This window comes from Pseudomonas laurylsulfativorans, assembly GCF_002906155.1.
Lineage (GTDB): Bacteria > Pseudomonadota > Gammaproteobacteria > Pseudomonadales > Pseudomonadaceae > Aquipseudomonas > Aquipseudomonas laurylsulfativorans.
In genome coordinates this window covers 182,304-208,276 of sequence record NZ_MUJK01000009.1, presented here as the reverse complement: position 1 = coordinate 208,276, position 25,973 = coordinate 182,304, and the positions used below count along the sequence as shown (strand labels likewise).

18 protein-coding genes and 2 pseudogenes are annotated in these 25,973 nt (G+C 60.1%); 8 read left to right on the top strand and 12 right to left on the bottom strand.

Features of this window, described 5'->3' with window-relative positions:
* Positions 1 to 201: 201 nt before the first annotated feature.
* Complete coding sequence (gene hutU, locus B0D71_RS23960; protein WP_103396923.1) at positions 202 to 1,869, bottom strand: urocanate hydratase; 1,668 nt, start codon at positions 1,867 to 1,869, stop codon at positions 202 to 204.
* A 452-nt stretch (positions 1,870 to 2,321) separates the two neighbouring features.
* Here hutU and B0D71_RS32445 point away from each other — a divergent pair.
* Positions 2,322 to 2,861 (top strand): annotated as a pseudogene (locus B0D71_RS32445) (Tar ligand binding domain-containing protein); the annotation flags it as partial.
* 21 nt (positions 2,862 to 2,882) lie between these two features.
* On the top strand, positions 2,883 to 3,959 hold the full coding sequence (locus B0D71_RS23955) for a methyl-accepting chemotaxis protein (RefSeq protein ID WP_420825147.1): 1,077 nt from the start codon (positions 2,883 to 2,885) through the stop codon (positions 3,957 to 3,959).
* Between the two features lie 6 nt (positions 3,960 to 3,965).
* Here the strand turns inward: B0D71_RS23955 and B0D71_RS23950 are convergent, their stop codons facing one another.
* Both B0D71_RS23950 and hutC read right to left on the bottom strand, forming a co-directional pair.
* The gene (locus B0D71_RS23950; RefSeq protein ID WP_103396921.1) at positions 3,966 to 4,538 is read right to left on the bottom strand and encodes a HutD/Ves family protein; all 573 of its coding nucleotides are present in this window, start codon (positions 4,536 to 4,538) and stop codon (positions 3,966 to 3,968) included.
* A gap of 10 nt (positions 4,539 to 4,548) precedes the next feature.
* The gene (gene hutC, locus B0D71_RS23945) at positions 4,549 to 5,259 is read right to left on the bottom strand and encodes a histidine utilization repressor (protein WP_173677901.1); all 711 of its coding nucleotides are present in this window, start codon (positions 5,257 to 5,259) and stop codon (positions 4,549 to 4,551) included.
* Positions 5,260 to 5,405: 146 nt separating this feature from the next.
* Here hutC and B0D71_RS23940 point away from each other — a divergent pair, with 146 nt between their 5' ends.
* Positions 5,406 to 6,770, top strand: a complete 1,365-nt coding sequence (locus B0D71_RS23940) for a formimidoylglutamate deiminase (RefSeq protein ID WP_103396920.1) — start codon at positions 5,406 to 5,408, stop codon at positions 6,768 to 6,770.
* Positions 6,771 to 6,878: 108 nt separating this feature from the next.
* On the opposite strand, the gene B0D71_RS23935 is transcribed toward B0D71_RS23940, so the two are convergent.
* Both B0D71_RS23935 and B0D71_RS23930 read right to left on the bottom strand, forming a co-directional pair.
* Positions 6,879 to 7,448, bottom strand: a complete 570-nt coding sequence (locus tag B0D71_RS23935) for a lipocalin family protein (RefSeq protein WP_103396919.1) — start codon at positions 7,446 to 7,448, stop codon at positions 6,879 to 6,881.
* A 30-nt stretch (positions 7,449 to 7,478) separates the two neighbouring features.
* Entirely contained in the window at positions 7,479 to 7,733 is a 255-nt protein-coding gene (locus B0D71_RS23930; RefSeq protein ID WP_103396918.1) for a hypothetical protein, read from the bottom strand.
* A 282-nt stretch (positions 7,734 to 8,015) separates the two neighbouring features.
* Between B0D71_RS23930 and B0D71_RS32440 the strand changes: the two are divergent.
* Both B0D71_RS32440 and B0D71_RS32435 read left to right on the top strand, forming a co-directional pair.
* Positions 8,016 to 9,050, top strand: a pseudogene (locus B0D71_RS32440) (HAMP domain-containing protein); the annotation flags it as partial.
* A 93-nt stretch (positions 9,051 to 9,143) separates the two neighbouring features.
* On the top strand, positions 9,144 to 9,908 hold the full coding sequence (locus B0D71_RS32435; RefSeq protein WP_371318464.1) for a methyl-accepting chemotaxis protein: 765 nt from the start codon (positions 9,144 to 9,146) through the stop codon (positions 9,906 to 9,908).
* A 117-nt stretch (positions 9,909 to 10,025) separates the two neighbouring features.
* Here the strand turns inward: B0D71_RS32435 and B0D71_RS23920 are convergent, their stop codons facing one another.
* From B0D71_RS23920 to B0D71_RS23900, 5 genes are all read right to left on the bottom strand, one after another.
* Positions 10,026 to 10,628, bottom strand: a complete 603-nt coding sequence (locus B0D71_RS23920) for a DUF924 family protein (RefSeq protein WP_103396916.1) — start codon at positions 10,626 to 10,628, stop codon at positions 10,026 to 10,028.
* Between the two features lie 3 nt (positions 10,629 to 10,631).
* Complete coding sequence (locus tag B0D71_RS23915; protein ID WP_103396915.1) at positions 10,632 to 11,642, bottom strand: class 1 fructose-bisphosphatase; 1,011 nt, start codon at positions 11,640 to 11,642, stop codon at positions 10,632 to 10,634.
* A 273-nt stretch (positions 11,643 to 11,915) separates the two neighbouring features.
* On the bottom strand, positions 11,916 to 13,289 hold the full coding sequence (locus tag B0D71_RS23910) for a DUF3999 domain-containing protein (RefSeq protein WP_103396914.1): 1,374 nt from the start codon (positions 13,287 to 13,289) through the stop codon (positions 11,916 to 11,918).
* The gene (locus B0D71_RS23905; protein WP_103396913.1) at positions 13,286 to 16,489 is read right to left on the bottom strand and encodes a DUF2339 domain-containing protein; all 3,204 of its coding nucleotides are present in this window, start codon (positions 16,487 to 16,489) and stop codon (positions 13,286 to 13,288) included. Before B0D71_RS23905 ends, B0D71_RS23910 begins: the two co-directional genes overlap by 4 nt.
* 237 nt (positions 16,490 to 16,726) lie before the next feature.
* Positions 16,727 to 19,177 (bottom strand): glycogen/starch/alpha-glucan phosphorylase, encoded by a 2,451-nt coding sequence (locus tag B0D71_RS23900; RefSeq protein ID WP_103396912.1) that lies wholly within the window; start codon positions 19,175 to 19,177, stop codon positions 16,727 to 16,729.
* 256 nt (positions 19,178 to 19,433) lie between these two features.
* Here B0D71_RS23900 and B0D71_RS23895 point away from each other — a divergent pair, with 256 nt between their 5' ends.
* Entirely contained in the window at positions 19,434 to 19,871 is a 438-nt protein-coding gene (locus B0D71_RS23895; RefSeq protein WP_103396911.1) for a YkgJ family cysteine cluster protein, read from the top strand.
* A gap of 215 nt (positions 19,872 to 20,086) precedes the next feature.
* Here B0D71_RS23895 and typA read toward each other — a convergent pair whose 3' ends face one another.
* Positions 20,087 to 21,907, bottom strand: a complete 1,821-nt coding sequence (gene typA, locus B0D71_RS23890) for a translational GTPase TypA (protein WP_103396910.1) — start codon at positions 21,905 to 21,907, stop codon at positions 20,087 to 20,089.
* Positions 21,908 to 22,046: 139 nt separating this feature from the next.
* A complete protein-coding gene (thiI, locus tag B0D71_RS23885; RefSeq protein WP_103396909.1) occupies positions 22,047 to 23,501 on the bottom strand; it encodes a tRNA uracil 4-sulfurtransferase ThiI in 1,455 nt (484 codons plus the stop codon).
* Between the two features lie 328 nt (positions 23,502 to 23,829).
* Between thiI and glnA the strand changes: the two genes are divergently transcribed.
* The gene (gene glnA, locus B0D71_RS23875) at positions 23,830 to 25,236 is read left to right on the top strand and encodes a type I glutamate--ammonia ligase (RefSeq protein WP_103396907.1); all 1,407 of its coding nucleotides are present in this window, start codon (positions 23,830 to 23,832) and stop codon (positions 25,234 to 25,236) included.
* A gap of 211 nt (positions 25,237 to 25,447) precedes the next feature.
* A complete protein-coding gene (locus tag B0D71_RS23870) occupies positions 25,448 to 25,963 on the top strand; it encodes a DUF4124 domain-containing protein (protein ID WP_103396906.1) in 516 nt (171 codons plus the stop codon).
* Positions 25,964 to 25,973: the final 10 nt, after the last annotated feature.

Sequence of the window (25,973 nt, the reverse complement as noted above, 5' to 3'; positions counted from 1 at the left end):
CGGCAGTCAAGAGGCATCCAGCCCTGTCCACGTCCAATCAGGCCTGCGCCGCAGCGCGACCGACATTCAGCTTTTGTTCGGTGACAGCGTCCTGCTCGAAACGGCAGGATCAAACGGTCTGGTATTGCGTTATGCCGCTGCGTGGCCAGTGAGAGCGAGCGGGCTCGCCCTCACATATAACCAGCCCCCACAGATCAGGTGTTACTTGCCGGTAATCATCGGCAGGTTCAGCCCTTGTTCCTTGGCGCAGTCGATGGCGATCTGGTAACCGGCATCGGCGTGACGCATAACGCCAGTGGCCGGGTCGTTGTGCAGCACGCGAGCGATACGCTCGGCCGCTTCGTCAGTACCGTCGCAGACGATCACCATGCCCGAGTGCTGGGAGAAGCCCATGCCGACGCCGCCGCCGTGGTGCAGGGAAACCCAGGTCGCGCCGCTCGCGGTGTTGAGCAAGGCGTTGAGCAGTGGCCAGTCGGAAACTGCGTCGGAACCGTCCTGCATCGATTCGGTTTCGCGGTTCGGGCTCGATACCGAACCGGAGTCCAGGTGGTCGCGGCCGATAACGATTGGTGCGGACAACTCGCCGCTACGGACCATTTCGTTGAACGCCAGGCCCAGCTTGGCGCGCAGGCCCAGGCCAACCCAGCAGATACGTGCCGGCAGACCCTGGAAGCTGATGCGCTCACGAGCCATGTCCAGCCAGTTGTGCAGGTGGGCGTCGTCCGGGATCAGCTCTTTTACCTTGGCGTCGGTCTTGTAGATGTCTTCAGCGTTGCCCGACAGTGCAGCCCAACGGAACGGACCGATACCACGGCAGAACAGCGGACGGATGTAGGCCGGTACGAAGCCAGGGAAGTCGAATGCGTTTTCCACGCCTTCTTCTTGCGCCATCTGACGGATGTTGTTGCCGTAGTCGAAGGTTGGCACGCCCATTTTCTGGAAGTCGAGCATCGCTTTGACGTGCACGGCCATCGATTGCTTGGCGGCTTTAATGACGGCAGCTGGTTCAGTCTTGGCGCGTTCGCGGTACTGGTCCCAGGTCCAGCCGGCCGGCAGGTAGCCGTTGAGCGGGTCGTGGGCGCTGGTCTGGTCGGTAACCATGTCCGGGCGCACACCGCGCTTGACCAGTTCCGGCAGGATTTCTGCCGCGTTGCCCAGCAGCGCGATGGAGATCGCCTTGCCTTCGGCGGTGTATTTGGCGATGCGGGCCAGCGCGTCGTCGAGGTCGGTAGCCTGCTCGTCGACATAGCGGCTTTTCAGACGGAAATCGATGCTGACTTGTTGGCATTCGATGTTCAGCGAGCAAGCGCCAGCCAAGGTTGCAGCCAGAGGCTGTGCGCCACCCATGCCGCCCAGGCCAGCGGTCAGTACCCACTTGCCTGTCAGGTTGTCGTTGTAGTGCTGGCGACCGGCTTCCACGAAGGTTTCGTAGGTGCCCTGGACGATGCCCTGGCTGCCGATGTAGATCCAGCTGCCGGCGGTCATCTGGCCGTACATGGCCAGGCCTTTGGCGTCGAGTTCGTTGAAGTGCTCCCAGCTCGCCCAGTGCGGCACCAGGTTGGAGTTGGCGATCAGTACGCGTGGGGCGTTGGCGTGGGTCTTGAACACGCCGACCGGCTTGCCGGATTGCACCAGCAGGGTCTCGTCGTCGTTCAGGTTGGTCAGGCTTTCGACGATCTTGTCGTAGCATTCCCAGTTACGCGCAGCGCGACCGATACCACCGTAGACCACCAGTTCCTTAGGGTTCTCGGCGACTTCAGGGTCGAGGTTGTTCATCAGCATGCGCAGCGGCGCTTCAGTCAGCCAGCTCTTGGCGGTCAGCTTGTTACCGCGGGCAGCGCGGATTTCAACGTCACGAAATTTAGTCACGAAAAGAACTCCTCAGCAATCAATCCAAAACCAACCCAGGCAGTGGGCGAGCAAGCCAATGGGCATCAGTGCACACCGGCGAATCAGTGGACGATGGTTGAGTCCTCGTGACTCATACGCATACGTCTTTACTTGTACATACAAGCATATGCAATCAAGCGGCCAACTTGTTGGACAGGCATTCAAGAAAAATTCTGAAATGACTGCAGAGCCCATGGAACAAGGGTTCTGGCGAAGATGAAATTTTTCCGGGGGATTTTTTGTGGCGATGGGGCTTTGTTACTTGAGCGCGGTTTTGCGCCACGCTGGGGCGTTCGGTAACACCAGCTGCCCAATTGAGAGCATTCCAGAAACACCCTACAACCTCATCAGAAACATCCGACTCCACCTACATCGATCCTCGCCGACTCCATGACCAAGCCCCCTGAAGTCACTCCTGCGAGGAACGCGCAATGAAACAGTGGAAAGTCAAAACCCACCTCCTGCTGCTGGCCGGCATCCTGCTGGGCAGCCTGACCGGCATCGGCGCACTCGGCCTGTACGGCATGCGCGTTACGGTGCAGGGACTGGAGACGGTTTACCTGGACCGGGTCATCCCGCAACAGAACCTGAATAAAATCTCCGAGTTGTATTCAGTCCAGATCGTCGACGCTATCCACAAGGCCCGCGACGGCATCCACAGTGGTGTCGAGGCGGCGCAACAGATACGGCGAGCCCTGCTGGAAATCGACCCGCTCTGGCGCACCTACCTGTCGACCCAACTGATCGATGAGGAGGTGCAACTGATCAGCGAAATCGCACCGCTGATGCAGGCCACCGAAACACCGCTCCAGCGTTTACAGGCGGCCTTGAACCAAAGCGAAGTTTCCAGTCAGAGCCTGGAGCATTTCGCCGTCCACCAGCTGTACCCCTTGATCGACCCGCTGACCTCACTGTTTTCGCAACTGACCGATGTCCAACTTAAAGAAGCGCGCCGACAGTTCGAGCACAGCCAGGCACTCTATGTGGTCAATATGAGGCTGATGGCCGTGGTCCTGGCTCTGGCACTGTTGTTTGGCAGTCTTTATGCCCTGCTGTTCAGCGCCAGGCTGGCGCGATACCTGGGCGCCGAGCCTCACGAGCTGGCCAGTATCAGCACAAGGATTGCCCAGGGCAGGCTCGGCGAGCCAGTGATCGGTCACGCGACGTCAACGGGTGTCATGCAATCGGTCGAGGCCATGCGACGTAGCCTGGCCAGCATGATCGGCAAGGTGCGCGAGGCCTCGCAGCATATCGAGTCCTCGACCCTGAACCTAAGCATCTCGTCTGAACAAGGCCTGAAACAGGCGGCCGAACAAAATGGCGCGGCCTCTTCCATTGCCGCCGCTGCGGAACAGATGTCAGCCAACATTACGCACATCGCCGAGAACGCCGCGCAGGCGCACGACACCACACAAAAGGCCGAACAGATTACCGCTTGCGGCATTGCCACCATGGAGCGCTCCATCATCGAGATACAGCAGATCGCCCAACTGGTGACCCAGACGTCGGATGAAATCGACCAATTGACCCTGCACTCCAACGCCATCGGGAAAATTGTCGGCATGATCCACAGCATTGCCGAACAGACCAATCTGCTCGCACTCAATGCCGCCATCGAGGCGGCGCGGGCCGGCGAACAAGGGCGCGGGTTTGCCGTGGTGGCTGACGAAGTGCGGGAGCTGGCAACCCGCACGACCCGCTCTACCACCGAGATTGTGGTGCTGGTGAGCACCATTCAAAGCGGCATGAGAAAGGCCAACGGCAGCATGAACACTGGCCGCGAGCGCGTACTTCAGGGCCAACAACTGATCGACAGCGCCGGCGCGTCGATGAATGACGTCAAGACCGCACTCAACGCGTCACTCAATGCCGTCAGCCAGATCTCCCATGCCTTGCAGGAACAGCGTGAAGCCAGCGAAGACGTGGCGCGCAATGTGGAAAACGTGGCGCAGCGGGTCGAGGAAAATGTTGCGGCGCAACAGGAGGCGGTGAAAACCATCCAGGCACTAAAACAAATGTCGAGTGAGCTGGAGGCGACCGTTCGAGGTTTTACCCTCGAACGGGAATGACCGGGATCAGTCGCGTGACGTCAGTTCGATCACGCAGCACAGCCCTTTGATGGCGACGTCCAGCAATCCGGCATCAGCCTCCAATTGCAGGCAATCATGACGGCCCAATTGCTGGGCGTTGTTATCGACCGACACCTCAACCTGCTCGCTCATGCTGAACACCAACACCGTGCCCGCCGAACTGAAGAACCGCTGCTCGCCCGACAACCACTGCAACCGTGCGCTATAACGCTGCGGCGCATAGATCAGGTTGAAATCGCGAATCGGACCACCCAGCAATGCGCAGGAGACCTTGCTTTCACCGCTGAAGGCAAACGGGTCCAGCGGTAACAGTGGCCGCGTGTCCTGACCATCCACCGTCAGGGTCATGCCCTCGCCTTGCAGCACGGTAATCACTCGCTCGTAACCGGTGAACGTGGAAAACCCGCCCGATTCACCGATATCGGCAATCGACAGGCGCCAGCCAAAGCCATCCAGGCCGGTGCCGGCATCGCGGGTGATTTCTTCGGTACTGCCGCCGCCGTTTTTCCACGGCATGCGCGGGTAATCTTTGGCACGCAAAACTTTCAGACTGCTCATTTATGGCTCTCTATTTATGAAACCGACCTTCCAGACGATGACGGGAACCGGGGTGGATCAAGCGAGCGGCGGTCACCGGCTGACGACCGGACCAGGTGCGGCGACGGATCAGCAGGCACGGCTCACCTTTTTCAATCTGTAGCAATTTGCATTCGGACGACTCGGCCAGGATCGCCTCGACCACGTGCTCGCCTTCGGTCAGCGGTGCGACCTGGTTCAGATAGGCGTATGGCGTTTGCAGGGTGAAGTCCTGCTTGAGGTAGTCCGGCGCCACCAGTGCATTGACGAAACGGTCTTCGATTTGCACCGGAATATCGTTTTCGAAATGCACGATCAGCGAGTGAAACACCTTCTGCCCTTCGCGCATGTCCAGGGCCAGGGCGCGCTCGGAGCCGGCGGCCTCTTCCTCAAGGGTGATGACCTTGCAGGTGTGGCGATGACCGCGAGAGGCGATTTCGTCGGCGATGTTGTGCACTTCGAACAGGGCAGACTGGCTTTTCGGCTCGGCGACGAACGTACCGACGCCTTGCATGCGCACCAACAGACCGTCGGCAGTCATCTCGCGCAGGGCGCGGTTGATGGTCATGCGGCTGAAACCCAACTGGCTGACCAGTTCGCTTTCCGACGGAACGCGGTAATGCGGCGGCCAGTTTCCGCTGTCGATTTGCTGGGTGATCATTTGTTTGACGCGGGCGTACAAGGGCGCCGGACTGTCGCCCATGTTCGCGGCCAACGGAGAGACTGGAGGCGGAGTCGGCACGGTTAATCCTTGGTCGTTTGGATAGGGTTGCTAGCTTGCCGGAGTTTACCGGGCAGGCAAACGTCTGTATATGTATATACAAATAACACACGATGGGGTGCTGAACCATGTCCGCCTTCTTTGCCGAACGCGCGCTGCTGCCTAGTGGATGGGCCAACAATGTACGTCTTGAGGTCAGCGCCGACGGCGTATTGACCCATATCCAGGCCGATTCCCATGCAGATGGCGCCGAGCGGTTAAGCGGTCCGCTGCTGCCTGGCATGCCGAACCTGCACTCCCACGCCTTCCAGCGGGCCATGGCCGGGCTGGCGGAAGTGGCGGGCAATCCGAACGACAGTTTCTGGACCTGGCGCGACCTGATGTATCGCCTCGTCGGAAAAATCAGCCCGGAGCAACTCGGCGTCATCGCTCGTCAGCTGTATATCGAAATGCTCAAGGCCGGTTACACCTCGGTCGCGGAATTTCACTACGTGCATCACGACGTCGATGGTCAGCCTTACGCGGACCCGGCCGAATTGGCCTTGCGTATCAGCCAGGCGGCTACCTCCGCCGGTATCGGTCTGACCCTGCTACCGGTGCTCTACAGCCACTCTGGGTTCGGCGGCCAAACGCCGAACGAAGGCCAGCGTCGCTTTATCAACAGCACCGAAAACTACCTGAAGCTGCAATCGCGCTTGCAGCCGATCCTCGCGCAACAGAAGGCGCAGTCGCTCGGTTTGTGTTTCCACTCGCTGCGCGCGGTCACGCCGCAGCAGATCAGCGAAGTGCTGGCAGCCAGCGACAAGCAGTGCCCGGTGCACATCCATATCGCTGAACAGCAGAAGGAAGTCGACGACTGCCTGACCTGGAGCGGTCGTCGTCCGCTGCAATGGTTGTACGAAAACATCGACGTCGACCAGCGCTGGTGCCTGGTCCACGCGACCCACGCCAACCCGGAAGAAGTCACGTCGATGGCCAAGAGTCGCGCCATCGCCGGGCTGTGCCTGACCACCGAAGCCAACCTGGGCGACGGGATTTTCCCGGCGGTGGATTTCCTGGCCCAGGGCGGGCGCATGGGTATCGGTTCCGACAGTCATGTGTCGCTAAGCGTGGTGGAAGAATTGCGTTGGCTGGAATACGGCCAGCGTCTGCGCGACCAGCGGCGTAATCGTTTATATGGCGCGGAGCAGCCGATGGTCGGCCGTACGCTGTTCGATGCTGCACTGGATGGCGGTGCCCAGGCGCTGGGCCAGCCAATTGGTGCGCTGGAAGTCGGCAAACGCGCCGACTGGCTGGTGCTCGACGGCAACGATCCGTATCTGGCAACGGCCAGCGGCGACGCAATTCTCAACCGCTGGCTGTTTGCCGGTGGCGATCGTCAGGTGCGCGATGTGCTGGTGAACGGCCAGTGGGTGGTGCGTGATGGCCGCCATGCTGATGAAGAAGAGAGCAGCCGCGCCTTTACTCAAGTCCTGCGCGACCTTCTGAACTAACGCAAAAAGCCCTGTAGGAGCGAGCCTGCTCGCGATGGTGTGTCAGTCGACATCGTTGTGTCTGATACTCCATCGCGAGCAGGCTCGCTCCTACAGGGTCATGCGTTGTTAGTTCGAGGTCTTGGCCATCTGCTGTTCCGACGCCCGCCAGATCAGTCGTGTGGTGTCGTAACCCTGCTGACGCGCCTTGCTCAGCAGCTCCTCACGCACCACACCGTTCACGGTCGGCGTGCGCGACAACAGCCACAAGTATTTGCGGCTCGGATCGCCGACAATGGCGGTCTTGTAGTCATCGCTGACGTACAGCACCCAGTATTCGCCCTTCGCCGTACCCGGGATCAGCCTGGAGAACCAGGTATCGAACTCGACCCACAGCTTGTCGCTCTTGCCGGACACCTGTGGATAAGCCGTACCCTTGACCTCTTCCCATTGCCACTGTGCCGTCAGGCAGCGGTTCAATACCGCGACGTTGCCGTCGGGCTTGAGCGTGTAATGAGCTTCGGATTGCGCGCAGTCGCGCTGGAAGTACATCGGCAGACGAGCCAGCTCGTACCAGGTGCCCTGGTAGCGTTTGAGGTTGACGCTTTTGACAGTCTTCGGTGCCAAGGGGTCCTGGCCAGACGTGGCACAGCCGGCCAACACCAGGCCGGCAAAAAGGATGATCAATAACCGCTTCATTATTTTTCTCCCGTGGGCAATCGCCCCGGTTTACTTCAGGCCTTGGCCGGAAAACATCAGCACTTTGTCACCGGCGAACTGCACGCTGATAAAGCTGTTCTTGTCGCCCCAGGTGCAACTGGACATGCCCAGCGCGCCTGAACAATCGGCGGGTTTGCCCAACAGGGTCTCCACATCGGCCTTGGGCATGCCAGCCGAGAGCTTCGAGTAGTTTTCCTGATTGACCTTGCTGCAGGCAGCCAGCAACACGCAGAACGAAAGCAGGGCGATGGAACGCAGCGACATGGTGAAACTCCGGGGGGCGTAGGGGATTGGCATGGCTGCCAAGCTGAAGCTTAGAAGTGAAAACCCCTGTCAGGTTCCCTGCCCGACAGGCTATTTGTCGGGCCGCTCGTCTACCTTTTGCCGAAAATCCGCCACTTTCCCTGTTTACGGGGTATTTCGTCGATTTTCAGCAAATCCGCCTAATCTTTGGCGCCGTTCAGTCGACATACATGCAAGGCAATGCCACATCGGTGGCATTTGCTTCCCCCTTTTTGTTGACCAGACCCTCTGCGTAGCTCATCCATGACCAGAAACATGAAGTTCAGCCACAAGATCTTGCTGGCTGCCGCCCTCGTGGTGGCCGTCGCATTCGCTTGTTTCATCCTGTTCAACGACTATCGCCAACGCGAAACCTTGCGCAACAGTACCGAAGCCTCGATGCAAGAGCTCGGAAGCCTGACCACCAGCAACATTCAGACCTGGCTGGAAAGCCGCATGCAATTGCTGCAATCGATGGCCCAACAGGTCACCGCCGATGGCAATACTCCCGCCAGCCTGAAACGGATCATCGACCTGCCCGCCTACACCGGCAATTTCCAGCTGAGCTACTTCGGTGGCGCCGACGGCGTGATGTTCTCTGTCCCGGCGGGCAACCGTGCTGCGGACTACGACCCACGCGCTCGCGGCTGGTACAAGGCGGCCAATAGCGCACAACAGACCATTGTCACCGAACCGTACATTGCCGCATCGTCCGGCAAACTGGTGATCACCGTGGCCACCCCGGTGCAGCGTCAGGGCCAGATGATGGGCGTGGCCGGCGCGGATATCGACCTGTCCAGCGTCAGCGCGATCATCAATTCACTGAACTTTGGCGGCCATGGCCATGCGTTCATCGTCAGCGCCGACGGCAAGATCCTGATTCACCCGGACAGCAAGCTGGTGCTCAAGAGCCTGGCCGAGGCCTATCCGAGCGAAACACCGAAAGTCAGCCCGGGCATGAAAGAGGTCGAGATCGACGGAAAGCGCCAGTTCATCTCCTTCACTCACGTCAACGGCGTGCCATCGGCGGACTGGTATGTGGCGCTGGTACTCGACCAGGAAACGGCGTTCTCGATGCTCAGCGAGTTCCGCACCTCGGCGATCATCGCCATGGTGATTGCCGTGGTGATCATCATCGCCCTGCTGGGCATGCTGATCAGCCTGCTGATGCAGCCGCTGCTGACCATGGGCCGCGCCATGCACGACATCGCCGAAGGCGAAGGTGACCTGACCAAACGCCTGACCATTCACGGCCACGACGAATTCGGCGCGCTGGGGCTGTCGTTCAACCGCTTCGTCGAGCGCATTCACACCTCGATCATCGAAGTGTCCTCGGCCACCGGCCAGGTCAACGAAGTGGCGCTGCGTGTAGTGGCCGCCTCGAACTCGTCGATGTTCAACTCCGACCAGCAGGCCTCGCGCACCAGCAGCGTGGCCGCGGCGATCAACCAGCTCGGGGCCGCCGCCCAGGAAATCGCCCAGAACGCCGCCCTCGCCTCGCAACATTCCAGCGACGCCCGCAGCCTGGCCGAAGATGGCCAACAGGTTGTGGATAAAACCATCGCGGCAATGCAGCAGCTCTCGGCGAAGATCAGCGACTCGTGCGGCAACATCGAGACGCTTAACAGCAACACGGTCAACATCGGGCAGATTCTGGAAGTGATCACCAGCATCTCCCAACAGACCAACCTGCTAGCCCTGAACGCCGCCATCGAAGCCGCCCGCGCCGGTGAAGCCGGACGTGGCTTTGCAGTGGTCGCCGATGAGGTGCGCAACCTCGCTCACCGCACCCAGGATTCGGCACAGCAAGTGCAGACGATGATCGAGGAGCTGCAAGTCGGCGCCCGTGCAGCGGTGGGCATCATGACCGACAGCCAGCGCCAGAGCGAAAGCAGCGTTGGCATCGCCAACCAGGCGGGCGAACGCCTGGGCAGTGTGACCCAGCGCATCGGTGAAATCGACGGCATGAACCAGTCGGTCGCCACCGCCACTGAAGAACAGACCGCCGTGGTGGAGTCGATCAACGTCGACATCACCGAGATCAACACGCTGAACCAGGAAGGTGTGGAGAACCTGCAGTCGACCTTGCGTGCGTGTGCCGATCTTGAACAGCAGGCGGCGCGGTTGAAGCAGTTGGTGGGTAGCTTCAGGATCTAAGGCGCTCTTGCGCGCCCCATCGCTGGCAAGCCAGCTCCTGCAGTAGATCTCCAGTGCGACAAAGATCCCTGTAGGAGCTGGCTTGCCAGCGATGGCGGCATCATCAACAACGAAAAATCAGAACCGAGAACCCGGCTTGGAGAGAAACACCAACTCCTCAGCCGTCGACTCCCTTCCCAACACCGCATTGCGATGGGGAAACCGCCCAAACTGCGCAATCACCCTCTGATGCCGCTCGGCGTAATCCAGGTAATCGGCGAACAGCGCCTGATCAACCTCCGGCTGCTGCGCCACCAATTCGATATAGCGCGAGACACCTTCGTTCTGCACAGCGAGTTCTTCGCTGTGCTCGAACACCAGGTAGATGAACACCCGCTGGATCGGCTGTAACTGCCGGTCGAAATCCGCCGCAATACCTTGGGCTACCCGTTTCTGTGCACGGGAATCGCCGGAGAATGCTTTTGGAGTATCGCGAAAGATCATTCGCGGGATTTGATCGAGTAACAACACCAGGGCCAGCCAACCTTCGGGACGTTGCATCCACTCGGTCAATCCGCCGGCCAGTGCCTGCTCGGTCCAGTCCCCGAAACGCTCACGCGCTTCGAGGTCCTGGCTGTCGCGCTTGCCGAACCACAACTTGCCCTTCTGCGCCGCCACTTCGCTTGCTGACCCGGAACTCCCGAACCACCAATCCAGCAACGGCTGCCAGGGCGCGGTCATGGCTTACTCCTTGTGGTACGCCGTAGCGCGGGCTACTTCTTCTTTCGAACCGAGGAACACCGCAACACGCTGGTGCAGGCCTTCCGGCTGGATGTCGAGGATGCGCTGGTGACCGTCGGTGGACGCGCCGCCCGCCTGTTCCACCAGGAACGACATCGGGTTGGCTTCGTACATCAGGCGCAGTTTGCCTGGCTTGAAAGGCTCGCGGCTGTCGCGTGGGTACATGAACAGGCCACCACGGGTCAGGATGCGGTGCACGTCGGCCACCATCGCGGCAACCCAGCGCATGTTGTAGTTCTTTTTCAGAGGGCCTTCTTCGCCTGCCAGCAATTCGCCGACGTAGCGCTGTACCGGGGCTTCCCAGTGACGCTGGTTGGACATGTTGATGGCGAATTCCTGGGTGGACTCAGGAATGGTGATGTTTTCGTGGGTCAGGACGAAGCTGCCCATTTCACGGTCCAGGGTGAAGCCCTTCACGCCATCGCCCAGGGTCAGGATCAACATGGTCTGTGGACCGTAGATCGCGTAACCGGCGGCGACTTGCTGGGTGCCTGGCTGCAGGAAGGCCTTTTCATTCAAAGGCTCGTTCTGGCTCAGGTATTCGTTCGGGCAACGCAGCACCGAGAAGATAGTGCCGACCGGGGCGTTGATGTCGATGTTCGACGAACCGTCCAGCGGGTCGAATACCAGCAGGTACGCGCCTTTCGGGTATTTGCCCGGGATCTGGTAGGCGTTGTCCATTTCTTCGGACGCCATGCCGGCCAGGTGACCGCCCCATTCGTTGGCTTCGAGCAGGATCTCGTTGGAGATCACGTCGAGCTTCTTCTGCACTTCGCCCTGGACGTTTTCGGTGCCCATGCTGCCCAGAACGCCACCCAGGGCGCCTTTGGACACGGCGTGGTTGATCTCCTTGCAGGCACGCGCCACCACTTCGATCAGGAAGCGCAGATCGGCAGGAGTGTTGTTGCTGCGGGTCTGCTCAATCAAATAGCGACTCAAGGTAACGCGGGACATGGAAGGCTCCGGAGGAATGGGGGGCTAAAAACCCGCGCAGTTTAACGCGAGTCGGGGCGCATTTCCTCCTATCAGACGTGATCGACCGAAGAGAGTTCATGCGCGGGGTTGAGCGTAGATGGAAATGGGCTGGATGTGAGCTTGCGAACAGAGGTCATTTCGGCATTTTTATTGACTGGGCGACCGCTTTCGCGAGCAGGCTCGCTCCCACAAGGGTACGCGTTCCAACTGTGGGAGCGAGCCTGCTCGCGATTGGGTGCGCAGCACCCACGGTCAGGATTTGGCAGAGGGCTTGCGCAGCAAACTGAACGCCATCGCCACCAGGAACACCACGCAGAGCAACAACACCGCCCACAACCCGAATTTCTTCCAGTTGGTATCGATCGGCGCAGACGTGGCGCCTGTCGACGGCTGCGTAGCCACCACCCCGACATCCACCATGGCCCGGCCCAGGGTCGCGAGCTTCGCCGGGCTGTAATCGGGAATCAGTGTCGACAGCGGCAAGTTCGCCGCCTTTGCCGTCGCATTCCCCACGACCAGCGTGTATGGCCCTGGTCCACGCGCCAGGAACACCAGTTGCGTGGCGCGCACGGCAAACTTCAGCGTCGGCGCCTGATCACCCAGGCCGCCGCCACGCTCGTCCACGGTCAGTTTCAATTGCTGGACGATTTGCCCTGACAGCGGCAATTCGTTTTGCACCACGTCCTGACCGTTTTGGGACAGGCGATAGAGCAAACCGCTACCCAACGGCTGCCATGGCAGGCTGCTGTCGCGCCGACCGGCCAGGCTCACCGGCGCCAGGCTGTTGGGCTGGCTCAACTCGACCTGCACCCGCTCGACATTCAGCCCCATCGGCAACTGCCAGGTGTATTCACCCGCCTTCACGCTGCTGCCAGCCAATGCCTGGGACCAGACCAACGGCAGCGGCAGGCTGCGGGTGCTGGCGCTCTGCAGTTGCGCCGAAGTCAGTGTCGGTGCCGAATGCGGGGTAATCCACAGCAACCGCAAGTAGCGCGCCGACTGGCCTGGCAGGCCGACTTCATGCTGTTCGACCCGCTCGTCAGAAAAGCTCAGGCGCGCCACCTGTCCTTCGCCCCAGGACTGCCAATGCTGCAAATCGTCGCTGGCTTCGAGGGTGAAGCGCTGGAAGCCGTCGAGCTCGCTGGTCCAGTCGAGAATCAACTGCTGCAACGGCGCCTTGATCGCAGAAGCATCGAGCAGCCAGCCGCGCAACTCCTCCTCTCCCGCCTCCAGTTGGCTCGAGGGTTGTACCTCGACCAAGGTGCCGTTGGCGCTCGATTGCACACGCACGCTCGGCGCGGTTTCGGTGGCGTCCACCGAGCTGTACAACGGAAACCATTTCACCTCGGTCAAGGTGCGAGTTTCACTGCTCTGCGCCGCCTCCCGGGCCAAGGCATACGCCTGGACATCGCCCACGGCATTGAACACACGCACATCGCTCAGATCAGCCTGCCGTGCATTCAGTTGCACACTCAGGGGCAGCTCAAGGCGATACCAAGGGCCTTCGCCCGCTACCGACAAGGGCACTTGGGTGGTGAAGTCCGCCGGTTTTTCCTGGGCAGCCACCGACAACACCACACCCATGGCAACAGCGCCCAGCCAACCCAGGTTCAGCTTCTGACTCAAGACGACACTCCTTCGGATTCCGCGATCGGGTTGCCGGTATCCGGCACAGCTTCGGCGCGTTTGGGCGGCAGCGGGGCGAAATAGCCCACCACCAGCAGCAACACGCCGACGCCAATAAACGACACGATCCGCGCCAGCCCGCCGCGGTTACTCAGCTCGACAAAGAACAGCTTGGCCACGACCACGCCAATCAAGGCGGCGCCGATCAGCCAGACTTCGCGGCGTCGACGCAAATGGCCGCCGATCATCAGGCTCAGGGCCATCAAGGTCCAGACGATGGAAAGGCCCGCTTGCACCCGCATCGATTCCAGCAACGGATCCAGCTCGAACGGCACCCCGCTCCAGTGGTGCGCCGTGCGCATCACCAGCGCGGTAAAGAACACGAACAGCGAGGCACCTGCGACCCCTTGCGTGGCGATGGCGGTGTAATCCTTGCGGACCGCCAGTTGTGTCATGGCGCTGCGGGACCAGACATAGACGCCGAACAACGCAAACAACAGGCCCAGCTCCAGCGGGTTGATCAATGGCACGTAGGGCAGCGGCTCGGCGTTGCCGTCACTGGCGACACTCGCCAGCCAGAACCAGCCGATCATCAACAACGCCAGCGGCGCGGCGGCGTATACGCGGTACTCGCGTGGATACGCCGACACTGGCCAAGGCCACGCGCGAGGTGCTGCCATCAGCACCAGGTACAGACTTGGCAGAATCGCCCAACCCAACCAGCGCCAGGCGTTGTATTGCTCGGACAACACCAGCAAGGCGTAACGCAGCTCCAGAGCCAGCACACCCATCAATAGCCAACAGCCGAGCACATGGGCGACGCTCGTCACACGTGCCGGCAACAGGGGGGCCAAGCGCCGCAGGGAGATGAAATGCACGACGAACACGGCGGCCCACGCCAGCCAGCCGACGTTGGCCGCCGGGTGATAACGCGAGTGCCAGGCCGCCAGCAGCACCAGTGCTGCAACGGGAATCAACGCCGTGCAGAGCACGCCCAGTGACGGCCATTTCAGGCGTAGCGCCAACACCGCCCACAGAGCAACACTCGCGGCAGCGATGCCCAGCAACAAAGTCGCCTGCATCGGCAACGACGCAAAATGCAGCACTTCGATGACCCAGGCCAACGCCCACCAGCCTGCGCCCCACACCAGCAACGCCTGGGACAATCGCAACAGACGCAACCCTTCTAACGCTGCGAGCGAATGTCCAATCTGCAAACGCCAGGCTCCGACCATCGCCGCCAGCCCCAACACCAGCGGCGCCCAGAATCCGGCATGGGCCAAGGGATTGAGCCCTTCACTGAACAGCGGCCCCGTCGACAGGAACAACGCGCCAGCCAACAGTTGCACAGCGAGCGCGGTGAACACGAAGGTGCGCGATCGCAAGTACAAGCCAACCCGCAACGTCAGCGCCCCGGCCAATCCCCAACTGATCACCGTGCCGTGGCTGAAGAAGAACAGCGGCGCCAGCAAATAGAGAAACGCCAGCCCGAGGCAAGCCAATACCGGCAGGCCTTTCAGTTCCCAAGGCCTGATCTGTTCCGGCAAGGCTTTCCGCAACTGGTAGAAGCTAAACAGCAACGCGACGCCCACCAACAGCGCGCCTAGCGGTACACCGCCGAGCAGACTGCTCTCGCTGCCGTGCAACTCGCTGAGAAACGTCAATGCCGAACCCAATTGCAGGAGCAAGGCAAAGGCCCGGGCCAAGGGTCTTTGCTGACGCAGACCGAGCCAGAAGATCCCCGCGCCTTCCACCGCCCACGCTGCCGTTGTCCAGCGTGCATCGAGCCCCAAAGGAATCGCCAGGCTGGCGAAGATCACCCCCAACGCCAGGCAGGTTTCCCCCAGCAACAGGGTGCGCCCGGCCATCAGCCAACGGGCGAGCCCCATGTAAATCATGCCCAGCGCCAAGGCACTGAACGCCGCAGCGAACTCCAGATGCTGCACCAGTGTGAACTGCAAGCCGAAACCCACCAGTGGCGGGCCGAACAGCAGCGTGCCGTCGACATAGTCCCCGTTGCGCGCCGACCACTGCAGTAGCGCCTGGCGATTGCTCTGTTGCGGTGCATCGCTCATCTGCATCAGTTTGCGCCGGGCGTACAGCAGACCAATGACCAGGTACATCAGGAAAAACGCAATCAGAAACGGCTCGGTGCTCCACAGCAACTCCGGCGAGTAGGAGCGCAAACCCCAGGCGAAACCGATGCCGAAGGTGCCGGTGAAACCGATGACATTCAACAACCGCCAGGCCTTGAACCAGGCGATGGCCAGGATGCCGGCGTTGAGCAAGATGAAATAGCTGAACAGCGCGACGTGGCTGCCGGCGCCGGTGGAGGCCAGGATGGGCGCGGCGAATCCGCCCAACGCGGCAGCGGCGGCCAACCCCAGGGAGTCCTGGGTAATGGCGAGAATCGCCGAACAGACCGTCACCGCCACCAGCAGGCCAAACGCCGCCGAGGGATCGAGCAACGGATGCAGACGCATCGCGGCAAACACCGTCAGGTACAACACGGCGATCCCGGTGCCCTGCAGGATCAGCGCGTAACTGCTGTTGCGGGCTCGCAACCACCAACCCAATCCGAGCAACCCCAAGGCAGCCGCCGCAACGCCTGCGTAGCGCAACTCAAGCGGCACCACCACGCCTTCGGTGGCATAGCGCAGCAAAAAGGCCAGGCCGAGGAACAGCAACACCACGCCTACCCGCAACACGGTATTGCCGCCGAACAGCCAGGCGCGGGCACGGCTGATGGCGCGGTCGATGAGGTTTGGGCTACGCGGTGTGACAGGCGGTTGTGCATCCCAAGCGCTCGTCTCGGGTTTCCAGGCATCAGCAGTCGGACGAATGATTTCGCTGGTCGCAGCGGGGAGTGGTTCGAGTTCAGGCGGCAGTTCCCAGATCAATTCCGGGGCTGTGGCAGGGGCTTCATCGAGGAGGGTTTCAGGTGAGACAAGCGGTTCACGGGTTTCCGGCGCCTTGACGCCCGATGCTTCGAGCAGGGCCAGTCGTTGCTCGACCGCTTGCAACGCAACTTGCGCCTGTTCCAGCAAGCGCTGCTGTTCGACAGCCTGCGAGTCCATGCGAGCCAAGCGAAGGGCTTGGCCGATACCCAACCCGAGTAATGCGCCCAGCAGTGCATCGCTGAATGACTCGTCGAGTATCCAGCCGAGCACCAGCCCGATCAGCATGAAAATCCATTGCATGGTTGATATCCCTAGGCGGCCCCATCATGAGGCAAGTCCGGGTGGTACAGCGTCTGGTTCAGTCTAGTGGCCAGACACCCGGAATCCAGTGCACCACAAACCCAATGTGGGAGCGGGCTTGCTCGCGAAGAGGGCATCACATTCACCATTGATTGTGAATGTCAGTCCGCTTTCGCGAGCAAGCCCGCTCCCACAAGGGGTGGAGGTGGCGCTTAGTATATCGACCAAGGCGTAAAACTACTCCAGTGCCTTCCAGATCTCCGTGGCGTACTCGCGAATGGTCCGGTCCGACGAGAACCAGCCCATCCGCGCCGTGTTCAACACCGCTGAACGCCACCATTCTTTCGAGTCGTGCCAATGGGCTTCGACGCGCATCTGCGCACTCCAGTACGAATCGAAATCGGCGCAGACCAGGAAACGGTCGTAATCCACCAGCGAATCGATCAGGCCGGTGTAACGGGACGGATCATCCGGCGAGAACACCCCGCCACGGATCGCTTGCAGCACATCGTTCAAACGATGGGACGCGGCAATGTCCGGGGCCGCACTGAACTCATGGTTCTGCTTGCGCGCTTCCACCTGCTGCGCACTGAGGCCGAAGATGAACATGTGCTCGGCGCCGATACGATCGCACATTTCCACGTTGGCCCCGTCCAGGGTGCCGATGGTCAACGCGCCGTTCAGGCCGAATTTCATGTTGCTGGTGCCTGAGGCTTCGAAACCGGCGGTGGAGATCTGCTCGGACAAATCCGCCGCCGGAATGATGCTCTCCGCCAGACTGACGTTGTAGTTGGGCAGGAACACCACTTTGAGCAAGCCACGCACGGTAGGGTCGTTGTTCACCACCCTGGCAATGTCATTGGTCAGCTTGATGATCAGCTTGGCCTGGTGATAACTCGCGGCTGCCTTGCCGGCGAAGATTTTCACCCGTGGCACCCAGTCGATTTCGGGCTCCGCGCGGATCGCCTGGTACAACGCCACGGTGTGCATCAGGTTGAGCAACTGGCGTTTGTATTCGTGGATCCGCTTGACCTGCACGTCGAACATCGCCGCCGGGTTGACCGCCACGCCCAGCCGCTCATGGATCAGGTACGCCAGGGCTTTCTTGCTGTGCAGCCGTTGCTCGGCGAACGCCTTGCGGAACGTGTTTTTCTCGGCGAACGGTTCGAGGGCGAGCAAACGCTCTTCCGGGTTGTCCAGCACCTCGGGGCCCAGGGTATCGACCAGCATCGAGGTCAGCTCGGGGTTGGCCTGGTACAGCCAGCGGCGGAAGGTGATGCCGTTGGTCTTGTTGTTGATGCGATCCGGGTAGAGCTTGTGCAGTTCGGAGAACACCGTTTGGCGCATCAGTTGCGTGTGCAGCCCGGACACGCCGTTGATGCTGTGGGAACCGAGAAACGCCAGGTTACCCATGCGCACCCGACGACCGTTGTCTTCTTCGATCAGCGACACCGCGCGCAGCACGTCGAAGTCGTGAATGCCCTTGGCTCGCAAGGAGTCGATGTGCTGGGCGTTGATCAGGTAAATGATCTGCATGTGCCGCGGCAGCATGCGCTCCATCAAGCCGACCGGCCAGGTTTCCAGCGCTTCGGGCAGCAATGTGTGGTTGGTGTAGGACAACGTATCGACGGTGACCTGCCACGCCGCATCCCACGCCACGTCATAGACGTCGACCAGTTGCCGCATCAGTTCAGCCACGGCAATCGAGGGGTGAGTGTCGTTGAGCTGGATCGAAGCGTGATCGCCCAGGGTCAGCACCGAGGTGTGCATGTTGCGATGGCGACGCAGCAGATCCTGCAATGAGGCGGCGACGAAGAAATACTCCTGGCGCAGGCGCAACTCCTGGCCAGCCTCGGTACTGTCCGCCGGATACAGAACCCTGGAGATGCTCTCGGCCCGGGCCACTTCGGCCACGGCGCCCAGGTGGTCGCCAGCGTTGAAACGCTCCAGATGCAGATCTTCCATGGCCCGGGCACGCCACAGGCGCAGCGTGTTGACGCTCGCCCCGCGCCAGCCGACCACCGGCGTGTCGTAGGCAATGGCCCGAACGGTTTCCGCCGGGTGCCAGACTTGCCTGGACTTGCCGCTTTCATCGGTCACGGTTTCAACACCGCCGCCAAAGCCGATCGGGTACACCACCTCCGGCCGCTCGAACTCCCACGGGTTGCCGAAATCCAGCCAGTGCTCGGTCTGCTCCTGCTGCCAGCCGTCGACAATCGCCTGACGGAACAACCCGTGCTCATAACGGATGCCGTAGCCATGAGCAGCGATGCCGAGGGTCGACATGCTTTCCAGGAAACACGCCGCCAGACGCCCAAGGCCGCCGTTGCCCAAGGCCGCATCGGGCTCCAGCAAGCGGATGCGCTCAAGGTCGACACCGAGCTCGGTCAGGGCTTCGCGAGCCACGTCGAGCAGGCCGAGGTTGCTCAAGCTGTCGAACAGCAGGCGACCGATGAGAAATTCCAGGGAGAGGTAATAAACGCGCTTCTGACCTTTGCGGTAGATCTGTCGCGTGTGGTCCATCCAGTGCTCGACCATGTGGTCCCGCGCGGCCAAGGCAATAGCTTCGAACCAGTCATGGTCGAAGGCGTGATCCGGGTCTTTACCCACTGCATAAGTGAGTTTGGTCAAGACGGCGTCGCGGAATGCGGCCACCTCTGCTTCGCGAACAAGTGGTTCTTGAGTCATCGATAGGACCTCGAGCGAGCTTGGAGTTGTCTGAGCCTAGACGGTCTGACAGGCGGTAGAGGCTCTGGTTCGGCAGTTTTTCCCTTGAAGACGTGCTGGATCGACTTTGCGTTGTCATGTGCCTGAATGAATGCAGGGCTCGTGCCGATTTTCCGGTTGTTTGCACCGTTTGCGAAAAAAACTGGCGAAAGGTTGTTCAAAAATCCACCAGTCCCGGTATGATCGCGCGCCCTGATGCACACGCTGGTAACAAACGATGATGAAGCCGAACCTGATCGCTGCCGCAGAGATCGACCGCCTCGATACCTGGGCCAAGTATTCTGCCCCGATGTGCGGCTCGTGCATGTCCAGCTGCTGCACCTTGCCGGTCGAGGTCAAGATCAAGGATTTGGTGCGTATCGGTGTGGTCGACGAATTCGAACTGGGCGATCCGCCGAAGAACATCGCCAAACGCCTGCAAAAGGAAGGTTTGGTCGAGCGCTTCAACCAGAAGTCAGGAATCTTCACCCTCCAGCGCATGAGCAACAACGATTGCTACTACCTGGATCGTAAGAGCCGTCTGTGCACTATTTATGAAAAGCGCCCGGATACTTGCCGCAACCACCCGAAAATCGGCCCGCGGCCAGGGTATTGCGCGTACAAGCCGAAGGAAGTCGAGCGTGAGCGGAGTTCGCGGTCGATCGAGCGGTTCTGATACCCCTGTAATTTGCGGCGGCTGAACGGCCTCATCGCTGGCAAGCCAGCTCCTACAGTGATTGTTGTCGTACGCAGATTTTATGTACGCCTCTAAACCCTGTAGGAGCCGGCTTGCCGGCGATGGGGCCGGCACAAACACCGCACAAATCCCAGACAAACAAAAACGCCCCTGGCCTTTCGACCGGGGGCGTTTTCGTTAAGCCAGGCTAAATCTTATGCCTTGGCTTTCTTGGCAGCGCGGGTACGCTCGCTTTCGTCCAGGATCTTCTTGCGAAGACGGATGGACTTAGGCGTTACTTCGCACAGCTCGTCGTCCTGGATGAATTCCAGAGCCTGTTCCAGGGTGAAGCGAACAGGTGGAACCAGGGCGATGGTTTCGTCTTTACCCGAAGCACGCATGTTGTCGAGCTTCTTGCCCTTGGTAGGGTTAACGCCCAGGTCGTTGTCACGGCTGTTCAGACCAACGATCTGACCGTTGTAGATTTCCTGACCGTGTTCTACGAACAGCTTGCCACGCGCCTGCAGGGTTTCCAGGGAGTAGGTCAGAGCCTTGCCGGTTTCAACCGAAACCAGAACGCCGTTCTGACGGCCGGACATGTCGCCGGACTTCATCACGTCGTAACGGTCGAAGATCGAGGTCAGGATGCCAGCACCGTTGGTCAGGGTCAGGAACTGGTTACGGAAACCGATCAGACCACGAGCAGGGATGTTGTATTCCAGACGAACACGGCCCTTGCCATCCGGCACCATGTTGGTCAGGTCGCCCTTACGCAGGCCCATCTCTTCCATCACCTTGCCCTGGGATTCTTCCGGCAGGTCGATGGTGACGTTTTCGAACGGTTCGTGCTTCACGCCGTCAACCAGACGGATGATCACTTCTGGACGGCCTACAGCCATTTCGAAGCCTTCGCGACGCATGGTTTCGATCAGTACCGAGAGGTGCAGTTCGCCACGGCCGGAAACCTTGAACTTGTCAGCCGAGTCGCCTTCTTCAACGCGCAGTGCAACGTTGTACAGCAGCTCTTTGTCCAGACGTTCCTTGATGTTACGGGAAGTCACGAACTTGCCTTCTTTACCGCAGAATGGCGAGTCGTTTACCTGGAAGGTCATGGAAACGGTTGGCTCGTCAACGGTCAGCGGCTTCATCGCTTCGACCGTGTCCGGGTGGCACAGGGTGTCGGAGATGAACAGCGAGTCCATACCGCTGATGCACACGATGTCGCCTGCAGCAGCTTCTTCAACGTCTACACGGTGCAGACCGTGGTGACCCATCAGCTTCAGGATACGACCGTTGCGCTTCTTGCCGTCGGCGCCGATAGCGACAACCGGGGTGTTCGGCTTGACGCGACCACGAGCGATACGGCCAACACCGATAACACCCAGGAAGCTGTTGTAGTCCAGTGCGGAGATCTGCATCTGGAACGGACCGTCACGGTCAACAGCTGGCGCCGGTACGTTGTCGACGATCGACTGGTACAGCGGGGTCATGTCTTCAGCCATTTCGGTGTGGTCCAGACCGGCAATACCGTTCAGGGCCGAGGCGTAGACGACTTTGAAGTCCAGCTGTTCTTCGGTAGCACCCAGGTTGTCGAACAGGTCGAAGATCTGGTCCAGAACCCAGTCCGGACGCGCGCCTGGACGGTCAACCTTGTTGATGCACACGATTGGACGCAGGCCGGCTTCGAAAGCCTTCTTGGTCACGAAACGGGTTTGCGGCATAGGGCCGTCTTGAGCGTCAACCAGCAGCAGAACGGAGTCCACCATCGACATTACGCGTTCAACTTCGCCGCCGAAGTCGGCGTGGCCCGGGGTGTCCACGATGTTGATGTGGTAGCCGTTCCAGTTGATGGCGGTGTTTTTCGCCAGAATGGTAATACCGCGCTCTTTTTCCTGGTCGTTGGAGTCCATCACGCGCTCGTCGTTGAGCTCGTTGCGCTCCAGGGTGCCGGATTGACGCAGGAGTTTGTCTACCAGGGTGGTCTTACCATGGTCAACGTGGGCAATGATGGCGATGTTGCGTAGATTTTCGATCACTTGTGTATCTCGATCAGAGGATTCGGTGTGCTGACAAGTCTTGGCAGCGATTAACAGTAGCGTCCGTGAAAGCCGTTACAGCTTGACGGTGGCATCGGGGGGCCGGTGACGCAGGCCACAGGCAAACAGCCCCGGGCACTTAGCTCGGTCGATAAACGCGCACATTGGCATGCCCCTCACTGAGCAAATGGTGGGCATGCAGGCGACTCATCACGCCTTTGTCGCAATACAGCAGGTACTGGCGAGTAGGGTCCAGTTCCTTGAAACGAGCGTTCACTGCATAAAACGGCATCGTTTGTACCTCGATGCCAGCAAGGTCCAGCGGGTCATCTTCAGCGGCATCCGGGTGACGGATGTCGATGACGATCTGACCGGCCAGCGCTTCGCTGACTTCTTCAATCTGCAAGTCCTGGCCCAATTCGTCGATCACACGATCGATCGGCACCAGCTTGGCGTTTTCGAGCGCACGCTCGAGGACCGCCATGTCGAATTCTTTCTCTTCGTGCTCGACGCGGTAGCGCTTGGCCGCGGTCTTCGGATTGACCGAGATGACTCCGCAGTACTCCGGCATGTGCCGGGCGAAATCGGCGGTGCCGATCTCGATGGCCGTGTCGATGATGTCCTGTTTGTGGCTGGCGATCAGCGGACGCAGGACCAGCTTGTCGGTCACGCAATCAATCACCGACAGATTCGGCAAGGTCTGGCTCGACACCTGGGAGATCGCCTCACCGGTAACCAGTGCCTCGATGTGCAGTCGATCGGCAATTTGGGACGAAGCGCGCAACATCATACGCTTCAATACTACGCCCATATGACTGTTATCGACTTTGCCGAGAATTTCGCCGAGCACTTCCTCGAACGGCACACTGACAAATAGCACGCGTTGGGAGCTGCCGTACTTCTTCCAGATGAAATGCGCGACTTCCATGACGCCCAGTTCGTGGGCGCGTCCGCCCAGATTGAAGAAGCAGAAATGCGCCATCAGGCCGCGGCGCATGATCTGGTAGGCCGCCACGGTGGAATCGAAGCCGCCGGACATCAGCACCAGCGTCTGCTCCAGGGCGCCCAGCGGATATCCGCCGATGCCGTTGTGCTGGCTATGGATCACGAACAACCGTTGGTCGCGAACTTCGATCCGGACTTCGATTTCAGGCTTTTTCAGGTCGATCCCGGCGGCACCACACTGACGGCGCAACTGGCTACCGACATATTTTTCGATATCTATCGAGCTGAATGGGTGCTTGCCGGCGCGCTTGCAGCGCACCGAAAAGATCTTGCCGGCCAGTGCATCGCCGTAGTGCTGCTTGCACTTTTCAACGATGTCGTCGAAATCGCCCAGCGGGTATTCGTCGATCTGCAGGAAATGCGCGATGCCCGGCATGCAGCTCAGGCGCTCGCCCATCTCCTTCAACGCCTTGGGGTCGCTGACGCGGGTTTCCAGCTCGAGGTTGTCCCACACGCCATTCACCACCACAGCCGGGTCCAGATCGCGGAGCACGGCACGGATGTTCTTGGCCAATTGGCGGATGAAACGCATCCGTACCGGGCGGCTCTTGATGGTGATCTCGGGGAAGACTTTTACGATTAATTTCATGGAAACAGCGCGCGCAGGGCCTGCCGAAAAAGGGGGGCGCGGATTATAGCGGAAATTGCTCAAGGTTTAACCAGTTAATGTGCAGAAGGTTTTGCGCGCACCAAAACGGGTCATTTATTGAAACCAACGCCACATTACAGGGCGAGATTTTCTGCTTTAAAGCGCAAAACACCCCCGCAAGCGTGTTTTTGGGGCAAAAAACCCATGCTGGGGCACTGGCATGCAATTTGCTCCCTTGTGAGGCAGGTTGCCTTGGCAGAGTATTCGCGCCGGCATCACCCACATTTAAGGGCATCCACTACTAGCCCGAAGCCACCCGGAGGACACTATGTCGAAGTCGGTTCAACTCATCAAAGATCATGACGTCAAGTGGATTGATCTGCGCTTCACGGACACCAAAGGCACTCAGCACCACGTGACCATGCCGGCTCGCGATGCGCTGGATGACGACTTCTTCGAAGTCGGCAAAATGTTCGACGGTTCCTCCATCGCTGGCTGGAAAGGCATCGAAGCCTCCGACATGATCCTGATGCCGGACGACTCCACCGCTGTTCTGGACCCGTTCACCGAAGAGCCGACCCTGATCCTGGTCTGCGACATCATCGAACCTTCGAGCATGCAAGGCTACGACCGCGACCCACGTGCGATCGCCAAGCGCGCTGAAGAGCACCTGAAAGCCACCGCTATCGGCGACACCGTATACGCCGGTCCAGAGCCAGAGTTCTTCATCTTTGACCAAGTGAAGTTCAAGTCCGACATTTCCGGCTCCATGTTCAAGATCTACTCCGAACAAGGTTCGTGGATGTCCGACCAGGACGTGGAAGGCGGCAACAAAGGCCACCGTCCAGGCGTCAAAGGCGGCTACTTCCCGGTTCCACCGTTCGACCACGACCACGAAATCCGTACCTCCATGTGCAACGCACTGGAAGAAATGGGCCTGACCGTCGAAGTTCACCACCACGAAGTGGCAACTGCCGGCCAGAACGAAATCGGCGTCAAGTTCAACACCCTGGTGAAGAAAGCCGACGAAACCCAAACCCTGAAATACGTTGTGCACAACGTAGCCGATGCCTACGGCCGCACCGCGACCTTCATGCCTAAGCCTCTGTACGGCGACAACGGCTCGGGTATGCACGTGCACATGTCCATCTGGAAAGATGGCAAGAACACCTTCGCTGGCGAAGGCTATGCCGGCCTGTCCGACACCGCCCTGTACTTCATCGGCGGCATCATCAAGCACGGTAAGGCCCTGAACGGCTTCACCAACCCGGCCACCAACTCCTACAAGCGTCTGGTTCCAGGCTTCGAAGCTCCAGTGATGCTGGCCTACTCGGCTCGCAACCGTTCCGCTTCGATCCGTATTCCTTACGTGTCGAGCCCGAAAGCCCGCCGTATCGAAGCACGCTTCCCGGATCCGGCTGCCAACCCGTACCTGTGCTTCGCCGCACTGTTGATGGCTGGCCTGGACGGCATCCAGAACAAGATCCACCCTGGCGACGCTGCTGACAAAAACCTGTACGACCTGCCGCCTGAAGAGGCCAAAGAGATCCCACAAGTTTGCGGCAGCCTGAAAGAAGCCCTGGAAGAGCTGGACAAAGGTCGTGCGTTCCTGACCAAAGGCGGCGTTTTCAGCGACGACTTCATCGACGCTTACATCGCCCTGAAAAGCGAAGAAGAAATCAAGGTACGTACCTTCGTACACCCACTGGAATACGAGCTGTACTACAGCTGCTAATCCGGTAGCGCCGCGGCACGCGGCGTGACAAAAAGAGGCCTCCTTCTCGGGAGGCCTTTTTTTTGCCCACAATTCCATGATTGGCGATGGAGCCTGTGGGTTTTATGGCGTTTGGAATATCTCGGAAAAGAAAACCAAATGTTAACGACTTGGGATAACCGCCAAGCCTGACCTATGCTGCAACCCAACATTTTCGCTTCCGGTCGATTCCATGGGTCGTGGTTTTCTCTTCATCCTGCTGCTGATCGCCCTGCCCGCCACGGCGCAGATCTACAAGTACACAGACGCCAACGGTGCCACCGCTTACAGCAATCAACCGCCTGACGGCGTCAGCGCCCAACCGGTCGACTTGCCGCCGCTCAACAGCATCGAACGCCAGCCTCCCGGCGAAGCCGCACCCACGGCTAAAGCCACTCGTAATGAACAGCCTCACACGACCTATGAAGTGCTGGAGCTGACGGGCCTGCCCACCAGCGAAGCCCTGCGCGCCAACGACGGCACGTTCACCGTAACGGTATTGATCACGCCGCGCCTGCAAGGTCCCCACCTGCTGCGCCTGCTGCTGGACGGCCAACCCTACGGCCAGCCAGGCAACGTGCCGACCCTGCAACTGGTGAACATCGATCGCGGCGAACACCGCCTCGCCGTGCAAGTGATCGATGGCGAAAACGTTGTGCAGCAGAGCCCTGCGGTGACATTCACTGTACAGCGGGTGCACAAGCCTTGAAGGCCTGGCT